A 22,765-nucleotide genomic window follows, 5' to 3' on the forward strand; every position below is an offset into this window, starting at 1 on the left:
ATCTCTGGTACGGCGTGCGCACGCCGGACGGCCGCTGAGGCGCGCGCCCGGAGCCGCATTCGGGCGGCTCCGGTTTCCCCTGGACTGTGTTCGGAACGCAGACTTCTACCCCTTGTCGCATTGCCCGAGCGCCGTCCTGATGAGTGCAGCGAGCCCCAAGACCCAGGACAAGACCCAGGACAAGGCGGCCGAGCCGTCGATGGAGGAGATCCTCGCCTCCATCCGCCGCATCATCGCCGACGATCAGGCCGTGAAGCCGAGCGAGGCGGCCCCCGTCCGCGCCGCCCCGCCGGTGCCCGAGAACGACGACGTGCTCGACCTCGCCGAGATCGCCGAGCCCGTGCGCAGGCCCGAGCCCGCGCCGAAGCCGGCGCCGATCGAGGCGGACCCGATCGACTTCGCCGACGAGGCCCTCGATTTCGATGCGATCGAGGTCGAGCCGGAATTCGACCCGCCGGTCGCCGCCGCGCCGGAGCCCCGCCGCGAGCCGCCCCCCGCCGCGGAACCCCGCGCCGAGCTGCCCGACCCGTTCGACGACGCGCCGGTCGAGCGGCTGACCTCCTCGAGCACCGACGCGAGCGTCAGCCAGGCCTTCAACATGCTGGCCCACACCGTTCTGAGCCAGAACACCCGCACGCTGGAGGACCTCGTCAAGGACATGCTCCGGCCGATGCTGAAGGCGTGGCTCGACGACAACCTGCCGGTGATGGTCGAGCGCCTCGTGCGCGCCGAGATCGAGCGCGTCTCCCGTGGGCGCTGAGGGTTGAAAGGGAGCCGATGAATTGATGCTCGGAAGCCCCCGACAGCCAGCCAAATTTAACTGGCAGGACGTCTTTATTTTTCTGGTTGCCGCGGAGGCAGGGTCCCTTCGTGCGGCGGGTCGCCAGCTTGGCCTCAATCCGTCAACGATCGGGCGCCGGATCGCGCGCCTTGAACGGGCGATTGGCGAGCGGCTGTTTGAGGCCGGGGCTGCCGGAGAGGCGCTCGACCGCCTGTCGCCGGCCGGGCAAGCGCTGCTGCCAGTCGCCCGGGCCATGGAGGCGAATGCGCGCATGATCGCCTCTGGAGGTTTCTTGAAAGTGGCAAAGCCCTAGGCTGTTCGAGACGTCATGCTGAGCGTCTGATGCGCTTGCAAGAGGTCTCGCAAGAGGTCTCTCCCGGCGGCAGCGACGGCTGAGGCCGGGGTCATCTCGCTATCCGTCCAGACTAGGCGGTTGCGGCTGATCCCGAGTTCGGGTCTCGTCCCGGTCCGTCAGCGGCCCATTATCACGGCCTTGGCAAGCCTTTCGCCGAAGGCGATTCTTACGCGACGGCAGCAAGCGACGCCTTCTCAGCAGGGACGCCGGTCGGCAGCGTTGTCGGTTCCACCCAGCGACCCTCGTCGATCTCCGCGATCCGGCCATCAAGCTCGCGGATGACGTGGCGCGAGAACGGGTACAGGTGCAGGTAGATGACCATGTTCATGATCACGAGATCGAGCGCGCGCGGATTGTGCCGCGCAATGTCGAGGGACGCTGCCCAGAAGTGACGCGCCAGCTCCGGCCGCTTCACCGTCATACGCCAGCAGGTACGCCCCAAAAGGCGCAGATCCCGCAGCACCGCCCGCCAGCGCGGCTTGGTCCCGAAGGTCGGCCGGTCCAGCATCCGGCCAAGCATGCGTGCCCGCCGGAAGAAGGCCGAGGGCTCATAGATCTGCAACAGGACCTGCCGGTAGTCGGACAGGATCTCGCGACGCGGGCGCAGCGTGACGAAGTTCAACCCGCCCGTGCACTGATCGCCGACCTCGGCTGGCGTGAGATTGTAGCCCTCGAACAGCCGCCCTTCGCGGGTCAGGCGCCGCATCAGCTGCGTGTTCGGCAAGGCGTGCAGCAGGCCCACCATGGCCACCGGAATACTCGTCGTATCGATGCAGTCCACCATGCCACGGGCCGTGCTTCCGCGCTCCGTGTCGAACCCGACGATGAAGCCGGCGGTCACGAACATCCCGGCCTTGTAGATGCGGGCGACGCTCTCACTGATGCTGCGGCGGGTGTTCTGCTTCTTCTGTGTCGCGATCAGCGTCGCCTCGTCCGAGCTCTCGATCCCGACGAAGACGACGAAGAAGTTGGCCTCGCGCATCATCTGGAGGAGCTCGGCGTCATCGGCCAGGTTGAGCGAGGCCTCGGTCGAGAACCGGAACGGGTAGCCGTTGCGTTCCTGCCAAGCCTTGAGCTCGGGCAGGAAGCGCTTGATGGCCTTCTTGTTGCCGATCAGGTTGTCGTCGACAAAGTCGACGTGCCCGCGGTAGCCGAGCGCCAGCAGCCGGTCGAGCTCGGCCAGCATCTGCGCGTTGGTCTTGGTGCGCGGCGCCCGGCCATAGAGCTCGATGATGTCGCAGAACTCGCAAGTAAACGGGCAGCCACGCGAGAACTGAACCCCGACATAGAGGTAGTGCTTGAAGTCGAGCAGATCGAAGCGTGGGATCGGGCTCCTCGTCACGTCCGCTTGGAATTTCGGTGCCTCGAAGCGGCCGCTGCGCACGCCCGCGTCCCAGGCTTCGACGAAGCTGTCGACGATGCCCTCAGCCTCACCCAGAACGCGGAAATCAGCCTCCGCGTAGACGTCGGGGTTCGAGGTCGGGTCAGGTCCACCGACGCAGACGGGTTTGCCCTGTGCTCGGCACATCGCCATCACCGCGAGCGTGTCGATCTGCTGGGGCTGCATGCCGCCGGTCAGGACGAGATCGGCCCAGGCGATGTCAGCCTCGGTGAGGGTCTCAGCATTGCGGTTGACGAGCCGGATGTTCCAACTGCTCGGCAGGAGCGCGGCGAGGGTGATCAGGCCGAGCGGCGGTGCGGGGCAGCGCGCGCCGAACAGCTCGCAGGCTTCCTTGAAGCTCCAGAAGGAGTTCGGGTTGAAGCGGGGAAAGACCAACAGCACGCGAGGGGCCGGTCGGCTCAATCCTGACATTCTCCCTCCTGCGGCCGGTTGCGTCTGCGGCCATCTCTCGCGCCGCGCGTCCGAGTGTGCGACCTTGCTCTCTGCCCAATGCGGCTTTTTTCAAGATGCACGTCGTTGTCGCCCCGGCGGTGCGAACACAGTTGGGACCGAGTACCCATTGAGCCGTCGGACGCAGATGCACCACTCAGCCGAGCGAACGACATGTAAGCGGAGGGAGTGTACGGTTCCTGCCGAAGTCGAGATATACGCTCCGGCCGGCCTTTTGTGTTGGTGCCGCTACAGGTGAGCTCAATCCAGCGTGTTATAGCTCGCTCGCATGAAGGTTTTTCTTGTCGCGATCGGCAGTCACGGCGATGTTCTGCCCTTCATCGCCCTCGCGGCTGAGCTGAAGCGCCGCGGTCGGGTGGTCACGCTCGCAGCTCCCGCTCCCTTCGCTGCCATGGCGGCTCGCGCAGGGCTTGCCTTCCAGGCCCTCGGCACGCGCAAGGATTTCGATTGCTTCGCGGCCGAGCCGGATCTCTGGCGTCCTTGGCGCGGCGTCGCGGTTGCATTCCGCTTCTTCTCGGCTCTGACGGAGCCCACCTACCGCTGGCTTGCCGCGAATTGGCAGCCCGGCGAGGGCATCGTCATCGCGTCGACGCTCAGCCTCGGCGCGCGGGTTGCACAGGACAAGCTCGGGCTGCCTCTCGTGACTGTCCATGTCATGCCGATGCTCGTCGAAAGCCGCCACGCTCCGCCGGCTCTGCCCGGCCTGCCGCTGCCCGCCTGCCTGCCTCCTCGAGTCCGCCACTGGATTGGGCGCGGCGCGGACAAGTACATCATCGGCCCCGCGGCTTTGCCTGCCCTGAACAGCTTCCGCGGTACCCTCAGTCTGCCACCTGTGCGCCGGCTGCGCCATTGGTGGAACAGCCCGCAACGGGTGCTGCTCACCTTCGCTGATTGGTACGCCCCGCCCCAGCCCGACTGGCCTGACCAGGCCGTGCAGGTCGGGTTCCCCCTCGCGGACCACTTCGGGGATGTCGGCGAACTCAGCCCGGCGCTCTCGGCGTTTCTCGACGCCGGCGAGCCGCCGTTGGCCTTCACCTACGGATCGGCTATGCGCCGGGGACGCGCCTTCTTCGAGACTGCCGTGCGCACCTGTGCGCGCCTGGGCCGACGCGGCCTCCTCCTTGCCCCGCAGAGCGGGCAAGTGCCCAGTGAGTTGCCACCGCAGATCCTGCACGTCCCCTATGCGCCGTTCAGCCAGTTGCTGCCGCGCTGCACGGCCCTGATCCATCACGGCGGGGTCGGTACGGTGGCGCAGGCGTTGGCTGCCGGCATCCCACAGCTCGTTGTTCCGGTTGCCTTCGACCATTTCGACGAAGCGCAGCGCCTTGTACGGCTCGGCTTTGGCGCAGCCCTCAGCCGGCGCCACTTCACGCCGGCCCGAGCGGCGGCGGAGATCCGCCGCCTGTTGGGCACGCCCGAGATCCTACAGGCCTGTTCGGCGGCGAGGACGCGGATGGTTGGCGAGAACGGTGTGCCGGCGGCTTGTGATGCGATTGACGTGGTGGCGGCGTGAGGCTGGGTGGAGGGGCCAAGGTGTGAGCGGCAGAGGCAATCCGAGATGCGGCGGAGATCCTCGTGCGAGAGCGCGGCGCGGATGGCTGGGAGCGCGGACAGGATCTCACCCGAGGCAGCGGATGCTAGATGGTCCTGGATGATACGACGACTCCTGACCTACGTACCACTGGGTCTCCAGCACCAGTGAGTCCGCTCCCAGCGGGAAGTCACACGCGTCGCGTGCATACGCAAGGTCGGGCAGGGGTAATCAAGCCCCGGTGCCATGATGCTGCACGGGCCTTGTTCTGCCGAGCCGCGCGGTCGCGCATTAAGCCCGGCTCCTCTCCACCACCGGTCCTTCAACCTTGCCGAGAGCGCGCTAGGCGGTCTCCGCTCGCGCGACAATGTCGAGGAGCGTACGGGCAGCGGGGTAAAGGGCTCAGCTCGTGTAGTGCGGCCTAGTTCCCGCGGGTTCGAGTCTCAGCTGCGCTTGGCAGATCTATTCTGTACTCGTCTGTACATTTCTTGCAAACCACCGGGCACGTTGAGCAAATTCGATCGACCGCCAAATTCAGCCGGAGTAGAGGGAACCACACACTGCGCCCTGACTTAGGCATATGATAACGGCTTAGGTTAAGACGGAAGTGGGCCATGATCCTGAGACGCGTCGCAGCGAGCGGCCTTATCCTTGTGGGCATGAGCGGCTGCTCGCATCTCATCGGCGTTCCCGCGCAATACGCCCACTTGCCCGTTGCGGCCCGGGACGCGGCTTACCCCGCCGTCGTCATCCCAGGTCAGATCACGGCGACGCGCTTCGATGAGCGACGTCCCGGCGTGGAGCCGACCGCTGCGCTCAGAGGAGCGCAGCTGGCTCGGGCGAGCTGGAAGCCATTGCGCCCAGACGAGCTTGCAACGCCGCCGTTGGCCGGAAAGCTCCAGAACCCTTCCGCCGTTGCGCAAACGGCAGAGCCGGCAACGACAGCCAGTGTGTCGAGGTCGAACACAAACAAGAAAGCGGATCCAACGGTCGTTCAGATGAACGATTCGGAGATCGTCATGAACCGCCTGATGAAGAGTGGCCAAGATGCAGCTCAGCCGATCTGCCGCGGATGCTGAGGTTTGCGAGTCCGATGTGCTTGGCAGCGGCCCTCTTGGCAGTTGCTCCGGACGGGGGCTGCGCGTTGGAGACAGCTCCGGCAACCGCCGGTGCGAGCATTTCGGCTCAAGCCGAGGGGCTTAGCCGTGGCGCGAGCGCAGCCTCAGCAAGCTTGCCTGAGCTTCGCGTTACAGGACCGAGAGAACAGCTCTGGGATCCAGGCATCTGCGTCGGGTGCACAGCAGGTTCAGCGCGCCGATCACGATTGCGTCGCTAAGGCCGTGCTGAGCGGCGCACAGACTCGCGGCACATGTAGCCGGGCGTAGCCATGCAATGAGTATGAGGGGCATATGACCGATCAAATATCATCCCGGACTCCAGATTTCGCCGTGTGGGTGGACGGCGACTGCGCTCCTCAACTGCATATCAAGATCGGCACTAAAGACGTTCCACTCGGGATCACTCCAGCGCAATGTGCTTCGCTGGGGCCTGCGCTTTTGTCCGCAAGCGCGTTGTGCAGCACCGGCGAGAAGCCACCGCACGAGGGAACCGAAGTTGGTTCCTGTGAGCTGCCGGTCTTGCAGGCTGCAGTCGGCGTAAACAACCGCACCGGCATGCCGTTGCTCGTCGTCCGCTTACACGGAGGAGGCGAACTTGTCTTGAGCTTCACATGCCAAACCGCCAAAGCCATCAGTAGCGCGCTTTCAGACCCTGTCCCCTTCTTGCGGGAGCTGCCGCAGTACTCGCGAACAGAGCTGCTCGCCCCGTGAGCATGGGACGTGAGGCGACCGCACCGAGACGCTTGTAGCAGGAATCCCAAGGATGCGGCGGAGAGCGAAGGCAGTGAGCCAATCGCTCGTGGTCTTGCCTGCGATCATGGTCGCAGCTCCCGTCGTGAGATGCGGGGGGGGGCCCCGTGCTCTCCCTGTGAAACTCGCGCCGCTACTGGGCGATCCTTTCCGCTACTGACGCCTCTGAATCGCGCTCCGCCCATCGGCCTACACGATGAAGTCCGCGGCGCTCAGGGTGTGCGTGTGGGTGAAACGCAGCAGCATGTCCATCGAGACATCGAGGCTGCCATCGCGGTGACGCACAGCTTGCGGTTGTGTCCCTGTTCAGGAAGCGCAGCGTAGTTGACCTCGGCCCGGACGGCGCTGTCTGAGGATCTCACCCGTGGTGACAGGTTGCCCCGCTGGAGGGGGCTTTGAGATGACGAGTACCATCGACTGGAACCGCTACGCGGTCGTCCATTGGACTGTGGACCAGATCGCAATGGGCAACGAGGTTCGCCGCTGCGGCCGGACCCGGGCCTTTGCCGAGTTGGCCGAGGCGGTGCTCTTTGCAACCGGACTCGAGAGTGGGCACGGCCAGACTGCCCGGATCGATTGCGGCGGGAAGACCTATCACGCCTCTGACATCGAACGGTTGGCCGCGCGGCCGGACTTTCCGCACCTGCCTGAGGTGGCGGTAGCCTGAGCTGCACATTTCACGTGAATGGTGCTGAGCGGTGCGCCCCCATGTGAGCGCGAGCCTCATCGGGGAAGCGCCTCTCCTAGGCCGGGGCGCAGAACTCCGTCGACGCGCTCACAGCCGCGGCTGCATGGGGTAGATGCTGGCGGCCTACGAGCGGCACGGCGGCAACGTCATCGCGGTCGAGGAGGTCAAGCCGGAGGAGACGCACCAGGACGGCATCGTCCGCGAGGACGTGGCGCCGTCACTGATCGGGAGCTGCATCGCGGCGCGTTTTGCTGGTGTCGGTTTCGACGCAGAGATTCGCGAGCACAGGGGCACGCTGGTCCAGCCGGCATCGTTCAAGTGATCATTCTCGACACCAATGTCCTCTCAATCTTGATGCGAGCTGAGCCGGATCGGTCAGCAAGCGGACCCCACTGAGCTGTGTCACCGTCGCTTCGAAGGACGCATCTTGCCTTGAGGCGACAGTGTCACAAAGGTCGATCGTCAGCGGTCAGATCAGGGTGCCGTTATGCAGTTCACTCGCAAGGAACACAGCCGAACCATTGCCCCAGAGCGCGGCCGCATCACCCAAAGGCTGGCCGTGATGTGCATCAACATCAGCCTCTGAGCCCTTCAGCGTCTCTCCGCCCAAGCTGATGCCTCCGACGTAGAGATTACGGTCCGTTGCGTCAGTGCCGTCCCAGCGGTCGTTGATGAAGCTCACTGAAATGGTCTGAGCATTGGAGAAGTCGCCGTCCACGCTGACCGTGTCCCAAGCACCCGAAGCGTGGGACGCGTGAGCAGTGTGAACCTCCCCGATCTGTTGGCCGTCAACCTTCACGATGAACTTCGCATCGCCCTGGTAAGCATCCTGAGCCACCTTTAGCACCAACGTATCGCTCCCAGCGCTCGGAGGATCGATCTTTACCGGGGCTGGATCAGGCGGCACCGCGACTGGAGCAGTCTCCACGGAAACGGGGTCGACCTTCACCGGGGCTGGTTCAGTTTGCGCCGAGGTTTGATCGCCAAGAGCTGGCGTAGAAGCGGTTTCGGCAGGGGGCACGCCCGGGCCAGCGCCGGCCGCATAGACCCGCACGTAGTCGACGTGCATCGTCGAATCGCCCGAACCGCCGTCGTCGTTGCCGTAGAGGTTCAGCAGCATGTACATCGGGCTGTGCATGTCGGCGGGCGTGTCAGCCTGGAAGACCTGCTTTCCATCGACGTACCAGGTCGTCTTGTCCGCTTCCCAGTCCACCCCGTAGGTGTGATAGGCGGAGCCGATGTCCGGGATGTTGGACCAGCTGCTCTCGGCCGAATGACCACCAACGCCCGTATGCGTCGTGTAGATGCCGCCCCAGTTCGCCTGCTCGAGGATATCGAGTTCCGGAGGCCAGGACCCGTCCTGGTTGAGCAGCCAGAACGCGCCACCGCCGACACCATCGCCCTGGCCGCCATCGGCCACCGTGCCCTTGTCCGGCATCTCGGCGCGCATCTCGAAGTAGCCGTACTGCTGCGAGAAAGTACCCTGCGTGTCGAGATGACCCGAGGTCACCGGTTTGCCATTGGAATCGTGGTCATAGGCGGTCAGGTTCAGGACGCCGTTATTGACCGACCACGGCGTCATGCCGGTGTTGTTGCTGTCTGCGTCGACGAACCACGTCTCCTCCGCCGCATAGCCACCCGGGGAGTAGGTATTGGTGGTATTCCAAGTTCCCGAGCCAGAATGGTCGTGACGCATGTCCAGGCTATTGAACTCATCGCTGAACGTGAGATGCGCCGTAGCGGCGAGATTATTCGGGTCGATAGCCACCATTCCCCCCAGCAACCAAATTAAGATTGATTAATTGAAGAACAGCTGTTGTAGATCAGAATGCGGCAAAAATGCGGCAAAATTCACTTTTTTATTATCATTTGCTGGTAACAAGCTTTAGTACTGATTTGTACTTTGCGCTTTGACCGGAAAATTTGCCAACGGGTCTGGCCTCATTTCAGGTGGGACAGCGCGGTGACCAATCGACCCGAGCCGCGATGAATGGGCCGGCCGCAAACTCCGGTGTGGGTCGCAGGAAGTGCCGGATTGGCCCAGTTTTTAGACTCCGTTAGCCGCCGGAGGTCCGAAGCAGACGCAGAGCAAGCGGTTCTGCTCGCAAACGGTCCAGGCGCCAGAGAAGCCGAAGCCCGAACCAGGAGCTTGCCCGGCGACGTGAAGACAGCCGACCGTAGACTTCGGATGGGGATCGTTACGGTGCGAGCCAATTCTCCACCGTGAGACCGGTCCGAGGGCGCTACGGCGGCTCGCCTCGAGAAATCGCCGGCCCAATTACGGCACTCTCGTGCCGATCACCCCGCCCGACTCAACGTGAGCCGGTGCGCTGCTTGCGGGCAGATCTCGACGACGGGCTGAGCTTCAACCGTGCCTTGTCATCGCCAGGCAGTTCCTCCCAGGGGCCGAGAAGAGCCTGGAAGATGTGGTAGACGACGGCTTCGGTCGGGTCACGATTGGGACCAAGCTGGGTGCTCGGATAGGTTATTGTCGCGTCCGTTCGCGCAGCCAGCTCGTCTCCTGTCTCCTCGAACAAATGCTCGGGTCTACCGCCGTCGAGAGCGGGATGCTTGCGGCACCACTCTGGCATCTCCTGGCACAATTGTCTGAGCGTGTAGGCTACTCCGTTGCCCTTATCGTCGAAGCTCATGCCGCGGAGAGCCACCAAGCGCCCGACCGCGCTGGAAAAGCGCTCCGTGATACCCGGTCGCCGCAAGAGATCGAAGCCTGAGTTCGTCTCGTGCCCGCCAGCCTGTCCCGGGTCGTAACCGAAGGCCCGTGTGAGCGCGGCCCTCAGTGTTTCATCCGGTTGCATCGCGCCAAGGTAATAGGCCACCAGCACGAAGAGCAGCTTTCTCAGCCCGCGCAGGTCGCCGTTCCCCGACGGACCCGCGGCCCTCTGCCGCTCAAGTCGCGCCAGCCGCGCCAAGGTTGGCTTGCTGACCATCAGCAGATCCTCTGTCCGTTTGCAGACTCGAGCGAGCCCGCCCGAGGGTCAGGCGTGGTCGAACAGACTTGATGGTTCGCAGTCATGCGTAGTCCTGCTACGGCTGCAGCGGCCTCGCGAACGCATCTCACGGTCCCCGTGAACAGGTCGGCTCGCCTTTCTCGCCCCGTGCATCTGATGCTCGTGTCCCGGCGGCCCATCACAGGACATCTGTTCCCTCGAGTGCCCTCAGCCGCTTGTCGACATCGGTCAGCTCAAGCGCCTGGATATGCGTGTCGATCAGCTTGCCGAGCGCCGTGGCCTCTGCCGGCGTGATTTCACCGCTGGCGACTGCTCGCAGCAGCGCGTAAGTTGCTGTCGGGACATCCTCCGGTCCGTTGACCTCGGGAAGCGTGAAGGCGATGGGTCGGTCTCTTCGTAGCACTGCAAGGCGATGGAGGCAGAGACGCAGGGCGGACGCGTCTCCGGCGAGGGCCAGCTTGATGGCCATGCGCGTCAGGGCTTCGGCGGCATCCTCCAGGAGCAGGTCGGCTCTCCGAGGCGCATTGGCTGAGGTGGGCTCGGGCTGCGCGGAGCCGGCACCGGACGATCCCTCTGCACCCCGATGCCCGGGGGTTTCAGCGGCGTGCGGGTTCGTTCGTGTCACGACTTGCCGCTCCGGAGTGCAGGACGCCTGATCGCTTCCGACATGCGGTGTTCGCCGGACAACAGCTGGTCGGGTGCGGTGCGCCGAGATGTCGCCGTGCGCCTCACTCGGGTTCCCCCTCTCGCAGCAGGCGCCTCGCGTGACGGGCCAGCGCCTCGAAGCGGCGGGCCGCGGACTTTCGCCGCGAGAAGGCGCGGCGCTCGTAACGTTCGAGGCCTTCGAGGCCCTGGAGGAGTTCGGGCGAGGCGACCGAGGCCGGTGAACCGCCAGTGTCCGCCCGGATCGCGGCGCGTTCGATGCCGTTCCGGATCAGGGCGCTCTTGAACGCGCGGATACGTCGAAGATGGGCGTGCGCCTCGGCGAGAGCGCGGGCGGCTTCCCGGATGGCCGGATCCGCGCCCAGTTCACCCGCGACGAGCTCGGCAAGGTGCTCGGCTGCAGCCGTGGCGCGAGCATCGGGGTCGCTGGCCGCGAGACCATGTTTACGCGCATTCTGGCGCGAACGCATCTTGCCGGCATCCGAGCGCGGGCCGGTGCTGGCCTGGGCGTTCCGCCGATTGGCGCGGAGGGTGCGCTCGGATGCCATGTCAGGTGCGAGGTTGCGCGGCACAGGCCGATTCACGCGGAGGTGACTCGGCGTCGATGACGTCTGCGGCCGCAGCCCGCACGTGCTGGCTGAGGCTTGCCCGCTTCCGCTCGATCTCGCGCAGAAGTGCGTCGCGGCGGTGATCGGCGGAGGCGATCATCCGCTCGATGCGCTCGAGGTCGGGAAGCTTCACCTGAAAGGCTTGCGCATCGACATCCGCGGCGGTGAGTCCCCTCGCTCGAAGCAGCTGCTCCATCCGGGCCGCCTCGGCGTTGTCGTGCTCGAGCCAGCCGAGGGCGAGCGCCTCGGCCTCGCGCCGGTGCTCGAAGTCGGCCCTGAAGGTGTTGCGGTTCTGGGCCTCGATGACGGGCAGAGCGAGCTTCGTGGCCGCCTCGAGCCGCGCCTGACCGAGGATCTGCCGCCGCCAGCGGCGGAGCCGCTTCGTCTCCCAGATCAGGTCGACGATGTCCTTGACCCAGATCGCCTCGATCACGTCCGCGGGCCGCACCTGCTGAACGAAGGTCGATAGGAGGGTGTCGTACGGACCCGGATCCTCGTCGGGGAGGAGTGGACGCTCGTCGAACAGGAAATCGAGGTGGCGCGGGATCGCCGGCAGGATTTCGCCCGCGCCGTTGAATGCTTGGCGAGATCGATCGGGCCGGGCGGCCGCGGGTTTGGTCATGAGCGTTGATCCGGCAGCATCCGTTCTGGATCTGTTCTCAAACTCCGATGGTAACTGCCGAGATCCGACCGGGTTCCGCGAGCAAGTTGCGCCTGCAGCGCGGGCAGAGCGCGATGCTGCCCGCGGGCCCGCTTTCCGCTGCGGATGGCTTCCCCGCGGAACGACGGTGCCGTTGACCTTGCGCTTGAGAGCGGTCGAACGGGCGCCCGGCAGTGGACGCACCGAGACGGACGCGCCGATGTGGCGGACCTTCTGCCGCTTGGCCCGGGCGGTGCGCGCGTGATCGTCGCGGGTCTTCTCTCGGCCGCAGGCCTCGTGCGCCGGGCCCATGTTGGTGAGCTCATCCGCTCCGCCGAGTTCGAGCGCGCGGATGTGCTCGACGATCCAGCGCTCGCGGACGCCATCGATGGGCTCCTCGCAGATGACGCAGGTGCCCTTGGTGCGCTCCCAGGCCTGGAGCCGGCGCTTGGCTGAGAGCGAGCCGCGGGGCGTGGTGCCGACGTCCTCAGGGGTGACGAACGGCATGGCGGCGCTTGGGTTCGGGACGCGAGCGGTCGACGAGCAGCTTGAGTGCTCGGTAGGACAAGGCTTCCCAGTCGCAGAGGAGCTGCTCGTAGCGCTCGAGGAGGGCCTTGAGCTCGGCGTCGTGCGCTTGGGCGACGAGCTTCACCGCGAGGCCCAGGGAGGCGACGGTCGGGCGTGCGGGATCAGCCGCGCGCGAGCGCGGTGGTTTGTCGGGCATGGAGTGCCTCGTGAGGTGGAAGAGGGATTGTGAGCGGAGCGCGGGTGTCGCTGCTGCCGGGCTTTTGTCTCAGCGCGGCGCCGGGTTCGTGCTGGATGCTTCAGCGGGTCGGAGACGGGCTCCCTGTGCCGAAACGTCAGAGCGGCGCAGTGTCGGGTTACGCGGCCGTTGGCTCGTCGGGACGCATGATGGCGACCCAGAGTCTGAGTAAGCCGAGCTCCCCTGCCCTTCGCCGCTCATCGAGCGAGCGGCTAGGAAGGCTCGAGCTTCCCTCTCTCGTTCCGCCTTGCGCTTCTCAAGACTGAGTAAGAAGCGGCGGGCTTCTTTGGCGGCTTGCCAAGTCCCCTTGAGAGCGGCGGAGAGGCAGATGTTCCAGGGCTCGCCTGTGACCGTGCGGCGAGCCTTTGCTGAGATGATGGCGGCCGACATGATGGCGCGGCGGTTGTAGCCGCTCGAGATGACCAGCGGGCGGGTGCGCGCCGAAGCACGGGCGCGATCGGCGGCGATCTTCGCAAAAATCTCGCGCCGTCGGTAGGCGCGGCGCTCTTCTGGATCATAGGTGATGCGGTCTGCACGAAGATCGCGTAAGGCAGCAGACCACGAAAGAGAGCGACGATGCGACATCGGGATGATCCTTTTACGATCTAATGATCTCTTTCATATCACTTGAGTCGTAACGGATCAAGATGGCACTAGCTGATAACGACGTACTCACAGGGGCACAGGTCCGAGCAGCCCGAGCCCTCCTGAAATGGAGTGCAGAGGTCCTCGCTGATTCGAGCCGGCTAGGAATTGCAACAGTTCGGAGAGCTGAAGCTCAGGACGGTCCGCTTACGTCAACTCCTGCAAACATGCAGGCGATCCGGGAGGCATTCGAACGCGCCGGCATCGAATTCATTCCCGAAAACGGCGGCGGAGTCGGGGTTCGATTTCGGGTGCGACGAGATGCTGAGCCGAAGAACTGACAGAAGGCCGCACTTCTCAGCAGAGCTACAGCCAGCGTGGACTTGCGATCTAGCTAAATCAAATCTTAGAAAGTTTTGGCATTCGGCTCCGCGGTCGGCGGGACCGAGCGCTGAGGATGTCATGTGGTCCGCAAGCTTTTTCGCGATGGCAGGAACCAACCCGTGTTCATTGCACCGCGCGAATGTGGACTCTGAACCTAACGAGGTCGCGATCAAACGATTGTGAGCATCCCGAAATATTGGATCTTACCATGTAGAGATATGCGCTGTCGCCGACATCTTCGAATGTTCGGGTTGCCGCCGAGGCATCTATAAGCGAGGGATAGGAATATCGAGCACTCGCGCAGAGATCGGAATATTGACTTGGAACACTATAGAAACCTTGGGGCTCAGACCAGTTCATGAGATCGGACGACTGCGAAAAGGCTACCTTACCCTTCTCGGGGCCTCCCGGCATGATATTGACTGCGATGAACTGACCGGTAGCCCTATGGCGAACCAACGCGGTGATATCGCCAAACAGATTCCTCATTGGCTTGCAAGTTGGCCGCAGGCCGACAGGGGCAAAACCGGCGTCCGTCCAGATCTGCCACGCAGAGGGATCGAACGGGTTCGACGCGCGCAGGAGACAAATACCTCTCGGCTGGGACGGGTCGCCGGTCGTCATCGTGAGCGCGTACACGAATCCAGCAAATTCAATCAAATTGGAGGATCCGAAGAAGCCTCTCGGACGCCCCTGCTCGTCGCTCTGCGGCCGTGCAAGCGCCACTAAGGGGTGCCCTGGCTCGATTCGCTCGAAGCTCTTCCCCCCGTCGTCTGACCTGGCCTCGCTTAAAAAGTTGTACCAACACCGCGAGTAATCAGGGAAAATACACCGGCCTGGGAAGCGGTGCGCCTGGTACTCATTGTGCACCAGTGCCGCGACCGACTTCCCGTTCCTAGTCCATAGACTCACGATCCATGAACGTGGGCCGAACTTCTGCGGATCGGAATCATCACTGCCCTGGAACGAGATTCTGCAATCGTGCTTCAAGGCATCAAGCGTCCGGCCAACAAAGCGCCTGGCCTCGAAGTGGCTCGCAAATCCTACAATCGCTCCGTCCGCGCGCCGAAATGCGCGAAATGGTGCGTCGGGAAGATCTGCCTCTGAGCAACGATCGGTGCTCCAGCGAAACACGACAGTCGGCTCGGCGCTGTCGACATCAAGCTTGAGATCAGCCGCCGACGCATCCCACTGGCTTATATGCAACAGCAATATTGCGAAGCAGGTGCCGAATCCCAGGGTGCGAAAGCGCAACCGCCGCACCCACCGGCACAACTTCAGCGTACTCACATCGGAAAGCACTAGTTTCGCGCCAGCGCCTGGAGCTCATGACAAGGTGTCAATCCTTGCGCTTGGAGAAACGACACTGTTCCACGAGCGAGACGAGCCCGATTGTCATCGAATTTTTGCCCCCAATCGCCACTCCATAGATCATCGATCAGAGTTACGTCCGTGATTGCGGCTGCCTCAGACACGCTGATGACTGGAATGCAGCTCGTTTCCGCGAGCTCCTGGGTGCGCGCATCAATGGCAACTACACATGATGGCAAACCGGCTTGAACTCCAAGCGCAACTCCATGATATCGTGCGCCGATCACACGGTGGTATTCCTTCAGTGCTATCATCCACTCATGCACGTCCAGGTGAAGATCCCAGAAAGATCTCACCCATGCCAAGAATTTTTCATTCGTTAGCCTCGGAAGCATTCTCTGCCGGATGAACTCTATCGTGTGTTCCGGGAGACCGGGTTCCTTACCCGATGCAAGCGCCACCATCTCGAATGGGTGCTGGACGACACATCGGCCCTGGCGCTCGTAGGCCAACTCGCACAGCCTTACCTCAGCGCCGACAGAGGTGGAGAGAAAAGGGTTCCCGGCGGCAAGCGTGAAGCTGGACCCGGCCTTGCTGCGCGCTGTGCCGCTGACCTTCGCACCAAGTGCCGGGTCGAGATTCAGGAAAAGGGAAGGACATCCCAGCGAAACGCCGCTTCCCCCGTACGTCTCGAGCACTGACCGCGAGAAGTCGCCTCGCACGGCGATGTTCGTCTCACTTCCTTCCGGGCGCAGTTCGCGCACCAGCCGAAGGAATCGAACTGTCCCTTCTGGTAGTGCGACGTGAACGCCTCTCTCAGCGGCCTGCGCACCGAGGCCAATCAACACAACGGGCAGCCTCAACCTCTCGAGCTTGTTGGCCCAATCGTTGAGGTCAGCGTGCGGGCCTAGCTGGTTGGCGCAGGCAATGACAACGATATCGCAGTTATTCAGGATGAACTCGTTTGCCGTCGACCAGTCGATGGCAATGACTTCATCCATCAACACACGGCGCGTACCAGCGACGTAGGCGATATTTCCGGAATTGCCGCCGATGGCGGAAAAGACGCGGTCGAGCGCAGCGTCCTGAACGCCCTGCTGGCGTACGCTGTCGAGTCCTGGCAGGTTGCTGACGAGGCCGACTCTCATAGACCGTGTCTCACATTCATCGCGGCGACCTAACCCAACCGGGGCCGCAAGGTCCACGTTACGGCAGGGACGCAGGGTCGGTTTCACGGATCTGTCGATCCAGCGCCTGCTGCGCTAGGCGCATATAGGCTTGGCCGCATTCCTCATAGCTCGCCGGGGTTTGGATGTTGGCGGACAGCCTCGCCAAAACGTTCGGATCTGCGGCGATAAGCGTCAGCTTTTCCGCGAGCGAGAAAGGGTTCCCGGCTTCGAAGTGAAGCCCATCGACGCCATCGCGAACCTTCTCGGCCATCCCGCCGATTCCGGAGCAGATGACCGGTTTGCCGCACACGAACGCCTCTTGGATCACCATCGGAGAGTTCTCCCACCAGATCGACGGCACGACAACGCAGTCCACTCGCGTCATCCTGCGCATCAACTCGGTCCGTTCGTACGATCCGACCCAGTGGATTGCTCCTTCCTCGGCGGCGCGATCACGCATCTTGCTGATCCGCCCTCGAAAATCGTCCGGCTGTTCCTCGAGATTGGCTCCGTGCACTTCGACTTTAAGATTACGCTTCGTCACATCGCTCAGCGCATCAATCGCCGTGAGAAGCACATCAAGTCCCTTGTAGCGGTTGATTTGCCCGAAATACCCCACGATGATTGGCCGGCCGAGCTTCTTACGTGCGCCCGTACTGATGGCTCTGGTGGACGCACGTCCCTGGCGAGCGACATCTGCCTCGCGGGATGGCTGCCCATTCTCGATGACGTGAATCCTTGTTGAGGGGACGCCCCACTCGACGTACCTTCTGCGCAAAAACTCGGAAGGCGATACAAACTCGTCAACCGCATCAAAATGCTTGAAGATGTACCGCTTGCGGAGCCAAAAATCCTCAGGCGATCTGTCTGAGAAGCACAAGTGGCAATCCTCAGGGCTCTCCCGGTAGCAGAGCCGGTTCGAGATGTTCTTGAGCATCTGCCCCTGGCGGTTACAGATTGCGCCATACTCGTGCAGCGTCATAACGATCTTACATCCAGGAACCGCCCTCTTAATCTCCCTCAGAAATTCAATGCCGATATGAGAGTAGTGATGAACGAAGATGACACTCGGCTTCTGCCGAGCAAGAAATGCTCGAAAGTGGTCTGAAACGGCTCTGGGATAAGCCGTCATCAGCTTGAACCAGTCACCGATATCTTGCCGCCACAGAAATTCGCCGGTCCTGCGCGCCACGATTGAACCGGGTGGCACCGAGGCGAGCGATGTCCGGGCCAGGAAGACCGCTGCCTCGACGCCCGGATCCTCGGCCAGGAACCTGAAGAGGTTGTAGGCCGCAATCTCCGCCCCACCGACGCTGTGGTCGGGATGCGCATTGGCAATCACGAGCGCTCTCAAAATTCAGCGCTCCCCTGAAATGCCTGCAAATCCGTGATTTTCTCGGACCAGCGACGCTGGTGCCTCCAGGCGTTGTAGCGAACGACGCGCTCACGGAAGCTGCCGCCCCCGATAAGCTGGAAGCTCTGCCGCTCGAGGTGCACCAAGGAGACATCGCGCACCAATACGATCTCGCGGCCCATCTCGCGCAGCTTGAGGCACAGATCCGAGTCCTCGAAATCGCCGATCAGGAATTCGTCATCCAGCATGCCAACCGTCTCGAAGTCGGTCCGCCTCAGCAGCATGCACGCGCCCGTCACAGCCTTGCAGGTCGTGGCCGACGGACCGTCGGACGCGGCCGGATAGCCCATCCCGGGGTGCTTGTTGAGGAACGCGCCGAGGCTCGGCTCCCATTCGAAGTCCATGCCGTCGTGCTGAATGGTTCCGTTGGGATAAAGGAGCCGCGCGCCGACTGCGCCGATACTCTCGGACTTGGTTAGGGGAGCAAGCATTGTCTCAAGCCAGCCGCTCTCGGTCGGGATGACATCCGAATTCAGCAGCAGGATGTGAGGCGCGGTGGTGAGCCGCGCCCCGAGATTTGTAGCCCCAGAAAATCCGCGGTTTACTCCACTGACGGCGATCTGAAGCGGGAGGCCGATGAGCCGAGAATGGTCATCAGCCTGCCGCACGAAGGTTTCCGCGAGGCGTGGATCATCGAGAACAAAGATGATCTCGGCTCTAGAGCCGATGAACGGGTCCTCAGCGAACTCGAGCATTTGGTGGAGGGCAAAGTCATGGCGGCCGTAGACGGGGATTACGATCGAGCAGATCGGATCTGCGTTCCGCGCGCCGAACGAGATCACCTCGGCTTTCAATTGGCGGAGGCCGGCATTCCTTTGCCTGATGAGGCATTCAAGCAGCGGCCCATCGTGCGCGCTCAAGCGGTCGCCGAAGGTGAAAGACGGCGTCGGAAGCTCGAAGGCCCATTTGGCGAAGCTGACGGGGTCGACCGGTGCGGGAACCCATGGCGCCCGAGCAATGATGTAGGCCGCTGCATCGGTTACCGCCACCAAGCTGACAGGCCCGCTTGCATCGACGGCAGCATGCAACGTGGTGATAAATCCGGCATCGAAGGTGAAGGTGCCGAACTCCGAACCGAAGGCGGCATTGATGTCATCGCGTGTCCAGCGGCTCGCGTCGTTCAACTGGCGTGCTGTTCCGTCGTCGGAGACCGCGATGACCGCGCATGGCGGAACACAGATTGACCAGCCAATGATCATCCCGCCGATTCCGGAAAGGGCCTTGGCTTCCTCGATGAAGGCGCGGGCGTTTTTGAAGTGTTCCGGCGCGTCGCTCAAGCTCCGCAGGGCCAACTGGACCCATTTCGGACGATCGAGCGCCTTTCTAAGGATGAACACGGCCGCCCGCTTGTGGGTCTCGATCAGGCGCCGTGCGTGCTCCTGCGGGTTCTCGAACGTTGGGCTGAGTGTGAACGATAAAGCCGAGGCGGGTCCCGCCGCGATTGTCACGGCCGTAACCTGCGGTGGCGAGACCCAAATGGCGACGAAGCCCCGAGCGATCTCGTCCTGAAGGCGGAATGCCGACGCGACATCGGCTCGGTCCAGATAAATGATCGTGCTCGGCGGGAGTTCTGCGCCTTCTGCCGAGAGGGTGACATGCTCGGCTCCGAACACCCAACCTTCGGCGCACATGATTCCGTCAAAAGCGAAGAGACTGTCGACCGCGAGGCCCATGGTCGGCCTTCCGGAGGGCGCCTCGCGGACCACGGATTGCGGCGCGTACTGAAGTGATGGAGTGGACTCCGCAGCGATCCTGTGACCGCGTGTCTCGCTCGATGCGGCCGGTCCTCCATTCGACTGCGTGTCCGCGACCTGATCTGCGGCAAGCTGAGCTTCCGCTGCGCGCTCGGTGGTGCCGCTTACTGGTGGCGCGACAGCAAGGGGCCATTCCTCCAGGGTTGGTCCCATCCAGGCACGCGACGCCCCTCCGACGTGGCTCGGGCTGGCCTCAGCGATTTTATCGGCGCCGGAAGGTTCTCGCTCCAGCATGGTTCGGCGCACGCGCACCGATGGCCGTTTTGGTTCAGCTAAGGACGCAAGAGAGGACAGCCCGCCGGCGATTGCTTCCCCCTTGGCTTCGCGGGACTCCTCCCGCTCGAGATCGTAGCCACTCCGGCGGTCCCACGAAGATGCTTCGGATCGCTTCGCGACAGCCGGGGCGACGCTGCGCAGGACGAGCAGGAGCCATGAGACCGTTGGCCGCTCAACGGACCACGGTACCTCTTGGCCGGTTTCGGACAGCACGACGCGCAGGGGCAGGTTGTCCGCGAGGCGTGACAGCCTCTTCACAGCTTCGGGGGCCACGCGTGACCACTCAATCGAGAGCGTGCAGTGTGCCTCGCGACCGAGGGCGAGCGAGATGTCTTCCCTCACAGCGTCTGCAAAACCGGCAACGATTTCCTCGTCGCCCGCCATGAGGCTCCATGCGACGGGACGATCGGGCTGATCGATCCGAAGGATCCATCCCCGGATACCCTCCCCGGCCTCGGCGAAATCAATGACTCCGGCGAAGCCGGTCTGACGATCGCCGAAAAATGTTGGAATGCTGCCGAGGGACATTCTCTGCTCGAGGTGAGGCGTGCCGGTGAGCCACGACGCAGCGCTCACCTGAGTTTACGACGGCCCAGTCTCATAACGGTGATATGGACGGATTTAAGGAGGGCGCGAACACGTCTGAGCGTCTCTCCAACTCGTGCCTCGTGAGAGGCAATCTAGTCGACCGTCAGACGGCGGCGGACGTCCTGATAGATCCTCATGAACTCTCCGTTCATCTGTTCGATGGTCTGCGGAGGCGTGATGCCCGACTGGAGCCTGGACCAGACCTCACGGTCCGCTAGGCAACGCTCGAACGTGCTGGCGAGGTCTGCCGGATCGTTGGGCCGGACGTGAAGCCCGTTCCCCTCATGCGACACGGCCTCGCTCATTCCGCCGATGCCCGAGCAGAGGACGGGACGTTCGGCAAGGAAAGCTTCCTGGATCACAATCGGTGAGTTTTCCCACCAAATGGAGGGCACCACAATCCAGCCGCAGCTTCGCATATGATCAACGACCGCACGGGGATCGTAGATGCCACGAAACTGAATACAACCAGGCCACTTCGCGAGTGCTGGCGCAAGATCTTGGCAATCCGGCATTTGACACGCCGAGAGAGCATCACAGCCGAAGACAGAAAAGGTCGCCACCGGCCCCAGCCTCTCAAGAACTGAAATCGCGGCTTTGAGGTATACGTCGAGACCTTTGAACGGTGTGTTTTGTCCGAAAAACGCAAATTTCAGATGAAGATCCGGCGGCGATTGGCCGGCGGCCGGGACGGGAAGGCCCGACGTTCCGTTTCGCACGAGCTGAATGGGCTCAGCCAAGCCTGCAGCCTCGACGCGGTCGGCCAGGAACCGGCTCGGCGATGTCACGGCATGGAAATTCTTGAATGCCTGCGCGAAGAAGTTCCTGCGCAGGCGGAACTCTTCCTTAGTGTGCTCCGGAAAGCACAAATGGCAGTCGATCGGGGAGGATCGGTCACAGAGAAGGCGAGTATTCCGCTTCACCATTTGTCCGTGCTGGTAGCAGATCGACAGGTACTCGTGCAGCGTCAGGACAAAGACGGCATCGGGGAACCGAGTCTGCAGATACGCAGCCGCATTCATACCGAGCCGGAAAAAATGGTGAAAATGAAAGACATTGATTTTCTGCGCCTCGCAGACCGCGGCCACCTCTTCGAGGAGCTGCCAGTCGCCCGTTGAACCGAGAAAGGTATCGTAGTGCTGCGCATTGAGCAGGAACTCGTCGCGGTCGTACTCGACAATGCGCTCGTCGCGGGCGAAAATTGAGCTTGCGCCCGCCACCGCCGCCGGTGCAGCCGCAAACAGGCTGGCGTGACCGCAGACTTCCCGCAAATGCAGGAAGGAGCGGTGCGCAACGACCTCTCCACCACCCTTCGTCAGTGCCGGATGAGAATGCGCCAGGACAGCAACACGGAGGTCCATCATGACTGTTTCCGCGCACTCTCGGTGACCGTCGCTTCAAGACAATCCCTCACGAGGCGCGCCACCTGATGCGAATCAAAGGAGATCGGCGGCGGAGCCGTCTGCACGACACCATCGTCCGGGCCAACCGGCATCTCCAACACATCCAACTCCCGCAAGAGATCGAACAAGAGGGAGAGAGCGGACCCATAGCAGCGGCGTCCGGTGAGGATCTCGCGTACATCGCAAGTCCTGACGAGTACCGGGTAGAAGCTCGTCAGCGGAAAATCGCGAGGCCGCATGACCGAGGTGTCAACAATCGGTAGTGCGTCTAAGCGACGTGTCTCCCCCTCTGTTCGCATCTGAACGAGCTTGCCTCTGTCCAGATGATGAAGGGCTTCTTCGATGAGGACATGGAGTTGGCGAGACACAACAGCGCCGGCAGGCAGGAGTAGAAGGAATTCGTGATCAGCCAGAAATGCGTCCTCCGCCGCATAGATTGAAGTGAACCGCTCTAGGCGGCTGGCGTGGCCGTTCAGGTTGTCCGCCGCCCCTTGCTCGCCCTCGGCAGGGAGATCCCAAAGGGTGGCTACGTCGCCGAACGCGTAGTACGTCGAACTGATGGACGCGCACGTCGCGCGGGTAAACGCATCATTCGCGCAGGCGCACACGAGGATGGCGACGGACTCTGCTCGTAATTTCGTGTCCGCCACACGAGAGCTGCGATGAGTCGCTGCGCGCCGCAGCCGCCCACCCGCCTTGTCAAGGCGCACAAGGTCCGCGGCGAGGTCCAGATCGACCTCTGCAGCCCGCCAGAACAGGTCTGCCACGGCCGCGTCGAATTCGGACTTTTCCTGGATTGCCGGGACAATCGCGAAGCGGTCGCCACGACCGCCCACCGCCTCGTTGGTCCAAAGGAAAGTCGCGGCTCCCTGCCCAGGGCCAGCCGGACCGAGGCCGCTGATGAGGAACGAGGCTGTGAGACTCGGGCCGACGCCTCCAGCTGCTGTATCGAGTCGGAAGCGTGGGCTGCGGTCGGAATCCGCGAGATCGACCATCTCGCTCGGTGCGTGCACGATTTCGATCAGGGTCGAGCCAAAGCCGTCCGTGATTGCCGTCTTCAGCAGGCTCCCGGACGGCGTCCGGAAGCCGGCTCGGACTGACGAAGTCGATGCGGTCTCGGTCATCGCGTGGGGGTGGCTCAAACACTGCTACGCCGCCCGGGA

At 63.2% G+C, this 22,765-nt stretch carries 18 protein-coding genes and 2 pseudogenes; 6 read left to right on the forward strand and 14 right to left on the reverse strand.

What is annotated here, in order from left to right; translation table 11 throughout:
- Nucleotides 1-139: 139 nt before the first annotated feature.
- Together WDW90_RS20865 and WDW90_RS20870 are read left to right on the forward strand one after the other, a co-directional pair.
- Nucleotides 140-760, forward strand: a complete 621-nt coding sequence (locus tag WDW90_RS20865; protein WP_336489387.1) for a PopZ family protein — start codon at nucleotides 140-142, stop codon at nucleotides 758-760.
- 25 nt (nucleotides 761-785) lie between these two features.
- Nucleotides 786-1,094 (forward strand): LysR family transcriptional regulator, encoded by a 309-nt coding sequence (locus WDW90_RS20870; protein ID WP_336489388.1) that lies wholly within the window; start codon nucleotides 786-788, stop codon nucleotides 1,092-1,094.
- A gap of 208 nt (nucleotides 1,095-1,302) precedes the next feature.
- Here the strand turns inward: WDW90_RS20870 and WDW90_RS20875 are convergent, their stop codons facing one another.
- Nucleotides 1,303-2,940, reverse strand: a complete 1,638-nt coding sequence (locus tag WDW90_RS20875) for a B12-binding domain-containing radical SAM protein (RefSeq protein ID WP_336489389.1) — start codon at nucleotides 2,938-2,940, stop codon at nucleotides 1,303-1,305.
- Between the two features lie 316 nt (nucleotides 2,941-3,256).
- On the opposite strand from WDW90_RS20875, the gene WDW90_RS20880 reads away from it, so the two are divergent.
- The 4 genes and pseudogenes from WDW90_RS20880 to WDW90_RS20895 all read left to right on the forward strand — a co-directional run.
- Complete coding sequence (locus WDW90_RS20880; RefSeq protein WP_336489390.1) at nucleotides 3,257-4,501, forward strand: glycosyltransferase; 1,245 nt, start codon at nucleotides 3,257-3,259, stop codon at nucleotides 4,499-4,501.
- A 632-nt stretch (nucleotides 4,502-5,133) separates the two neighbouring features.
- A complete protein-coding gene (locus WDW90_RS20885) occupies nucleotides 5,134-5,598 on the forward strand; it encodes a hypothetical protein (protein ID WP_336489391.1) in 465 nt (154 codons plus the stop codon).
- A gap of 1,189 nt (nucleotides 5,599-6,787) precedes the next feature.
- Nucleotides 6,788-7,054 (forward strand): hypothetical protein, encoded by a 267-nt coding sequence (locus WDW90_RS20890; RefSeq protein ID WP_336489392.1) that lies wholly within the window; start codon nucleotides 6,788-6,790, stop codon nucleotides 7,052-7,054.
- 112 nt (nucleotides 7,055-7,166) lie between these two features.
- A pseudogene (locus tag WDW90_RS20895) lies at nucleotides 7,167-7,274 on the forward strand (UTP--glucose-1-phosphate uridylyltransferase); the annotation flags it as partial.
- A gap of 270 nt (nucleotides 7,275-7,544) precedes the next feature.
- On the opposite strand, the gene WDW90_RS20900 reads toward WDW90_RS20895, so the two are convergent.
- The 13 genes and pseudogenes from WDW90_RS20900 to WDW90_RS20960 form a co-directional block, all read right to left on the reverse strand.
- Entirely contained in the window at nucleotides 7,545-8,846 is a 1,302-nt protein-coding gene (locus tag WDW90_RS20900; protein ID WP_336489393.1) for a family 16 glycosylhydrolase, read from the reverse strand.
- Between the two features lie 276 nt (nucleotides 8,847-9,122).
- A pseudogene (locus WDW90_RS20905) lies at nucleotides 9,123-9,212 on the reverse strand (IS6 family transposase); the annotation flags it as partial.
- A gap of 175 nt (nucleotides 9,213-9,387) precedes the next feature.
- Nucleotides 9,388-10,023: a hypothetical protein gene (locus tag WDW90_RS20910; protein WP_336489394.1), complete on the reverse strand. Its 636-nt coding sequence runs from the start codon at nucleotides 10,021-10,023 to the stop codon at nucleotides 9,388-9,390.
- A gap of 199 nt (nucleotides 10,024-10,222) precedes the next feature.
- The gene (locus WDW90_RS20915) at nucleotides 10,223-10,513 is read right to left on the reverse strand and encodes a hypothetical protein (protein ID WP_336489395.1); all 291 of its coding nucleotides are present in this window, start codon (nucleotides 10,511-10,513) and stop codon (nucleotides 10,223-10,225) included.
- A gap of 259 nt (nucleotides 10,514-10,772) precedes the next feature.
- The gene (locus tag WDW90_RS20920; protein ID WP_336489396.1) at nucleotides 10,773-11,177 is read right to left on the reverse strand and encodes a hypothetical protein; all 405 of its coding nucleotides are present in this window, start codon (nucleotides 11,175-11,177) and stop codon (nucleotides 10,773-10,775) included.
- A 79-nt stretch (nucleotides 11,178-11,256) separates the two neighbouring features.
- Nucleotides 11,257-12,462 (reverse strand): HNH endonuclease, encoded by a 1,206-nt coding sequence (locus tag WDW90_RS20925; protein ID WP_336489397.1) that lies wholly within the window; start codon nucleotides 12,460-12,462, stop codon nucleotides 11,257-11,259.
- The gene (locus WDW90_RS20930) at nucleotides 12,443-12,679 is read right to left on the reverse strand and encodes a hypothetical protein (RefSeq protein ID WP_336489398.1); all 237 of its coding nucleotides are present in this window, start codon (nucleotides 12,677-12,679) and stop codon (nucleotides 12,443-12,445) included. The genes WDW90_RS20925 and WDW90_RS20930 overlap by 20 nt, the downstream gene beginning before the upstream one ends.
- 1,131 nt (nucleotides 12,680-13,810) lie before the next feature.
- A complete protein-coding gene (locus WDW90_RS20935; protein ID WP_336489399.1) occupies nucleotides 13,811-14,941 on the reverse strand; it encodes a hypothetical protein in 1,131 nt (376 codons plus the stop codon).
- A gap of 47 nt (nucleotides 14,942-14,988) precedes the next feature.
- The gene (locus WDW90_RS20940; RefSeq protein WP_336489400.1) at nucleotides 14,989-16,146 is read right to left on the reverse strand and encodes a polysaccharide pyruvyl transferase family protein; all 1,158 of its coding nucleotides are present in this window, start codon (nucleotides 16,144-16,146) and stop codon (nucleotides 14,989-14,991) included.
- Between the two features lie 58 nt (nucleotides 16,147-16,204).
- Complete coding sequence (locus WDW90_RS20945) at nucleotides 16,205-17,509, reverse strand: glycosyltransferase family 4 protein (protein WP_336489401.1); 1,305 nt, start codon at nucleotides 17,507-17,509, stop codon at nucleotides 16,205-16,207.
- A gap of 8 nt (nucleotides 17,510-17,517) precedes the next feature.
- Nucleotides 17,518-20,139 (reverse strand): glycosyltransferase, encoded by a 2,622-nt coding sequence (locus tag WDW90_RS20950; RefSeq protein WP_336489402.1) that lies wholly within the window; start codon nucleotides 20,137-20,139, stop codon nucleotides 17,518-17,520.
- Between the two features lie 152 nt (nucleotides 20,140-20,291).
- Entirely contained in the window at nucleotides 20,292-21,563 is a 1,272-nt protein-coding gene (locus tag WDW90_RS20955; RefSeq protein WP_336489403.1) for a glycosyltransferase, read from the reverse strand.
- A complete protein-coding gene (locus WDW90_RS20960; protein ID WP_336489404.1) occupies nucleotides 21,560-22,726 on the reverse strand; it encodes a hypothetical protein in 1,167 nt (388 codons plus the stop codon). Before WDW90_RS20960 ends, WDW90_RS20955 begins: the two co-directional genes overlap by 4 nt.
- Nucleotides 22,727-22,765: the final 39 nt, after the last annotated feature.

It is taken from the genome of Methylobacterium nigriterrae, assembly GCF_037106235.1.
Taxonomy (GTDB): Bacteria; Pseudomonadota; Alphaproteobacteria; order Rhizobiales; family Beijerinckiaceae; genus Methylobacterium; species Methylobacterium nigriterrae.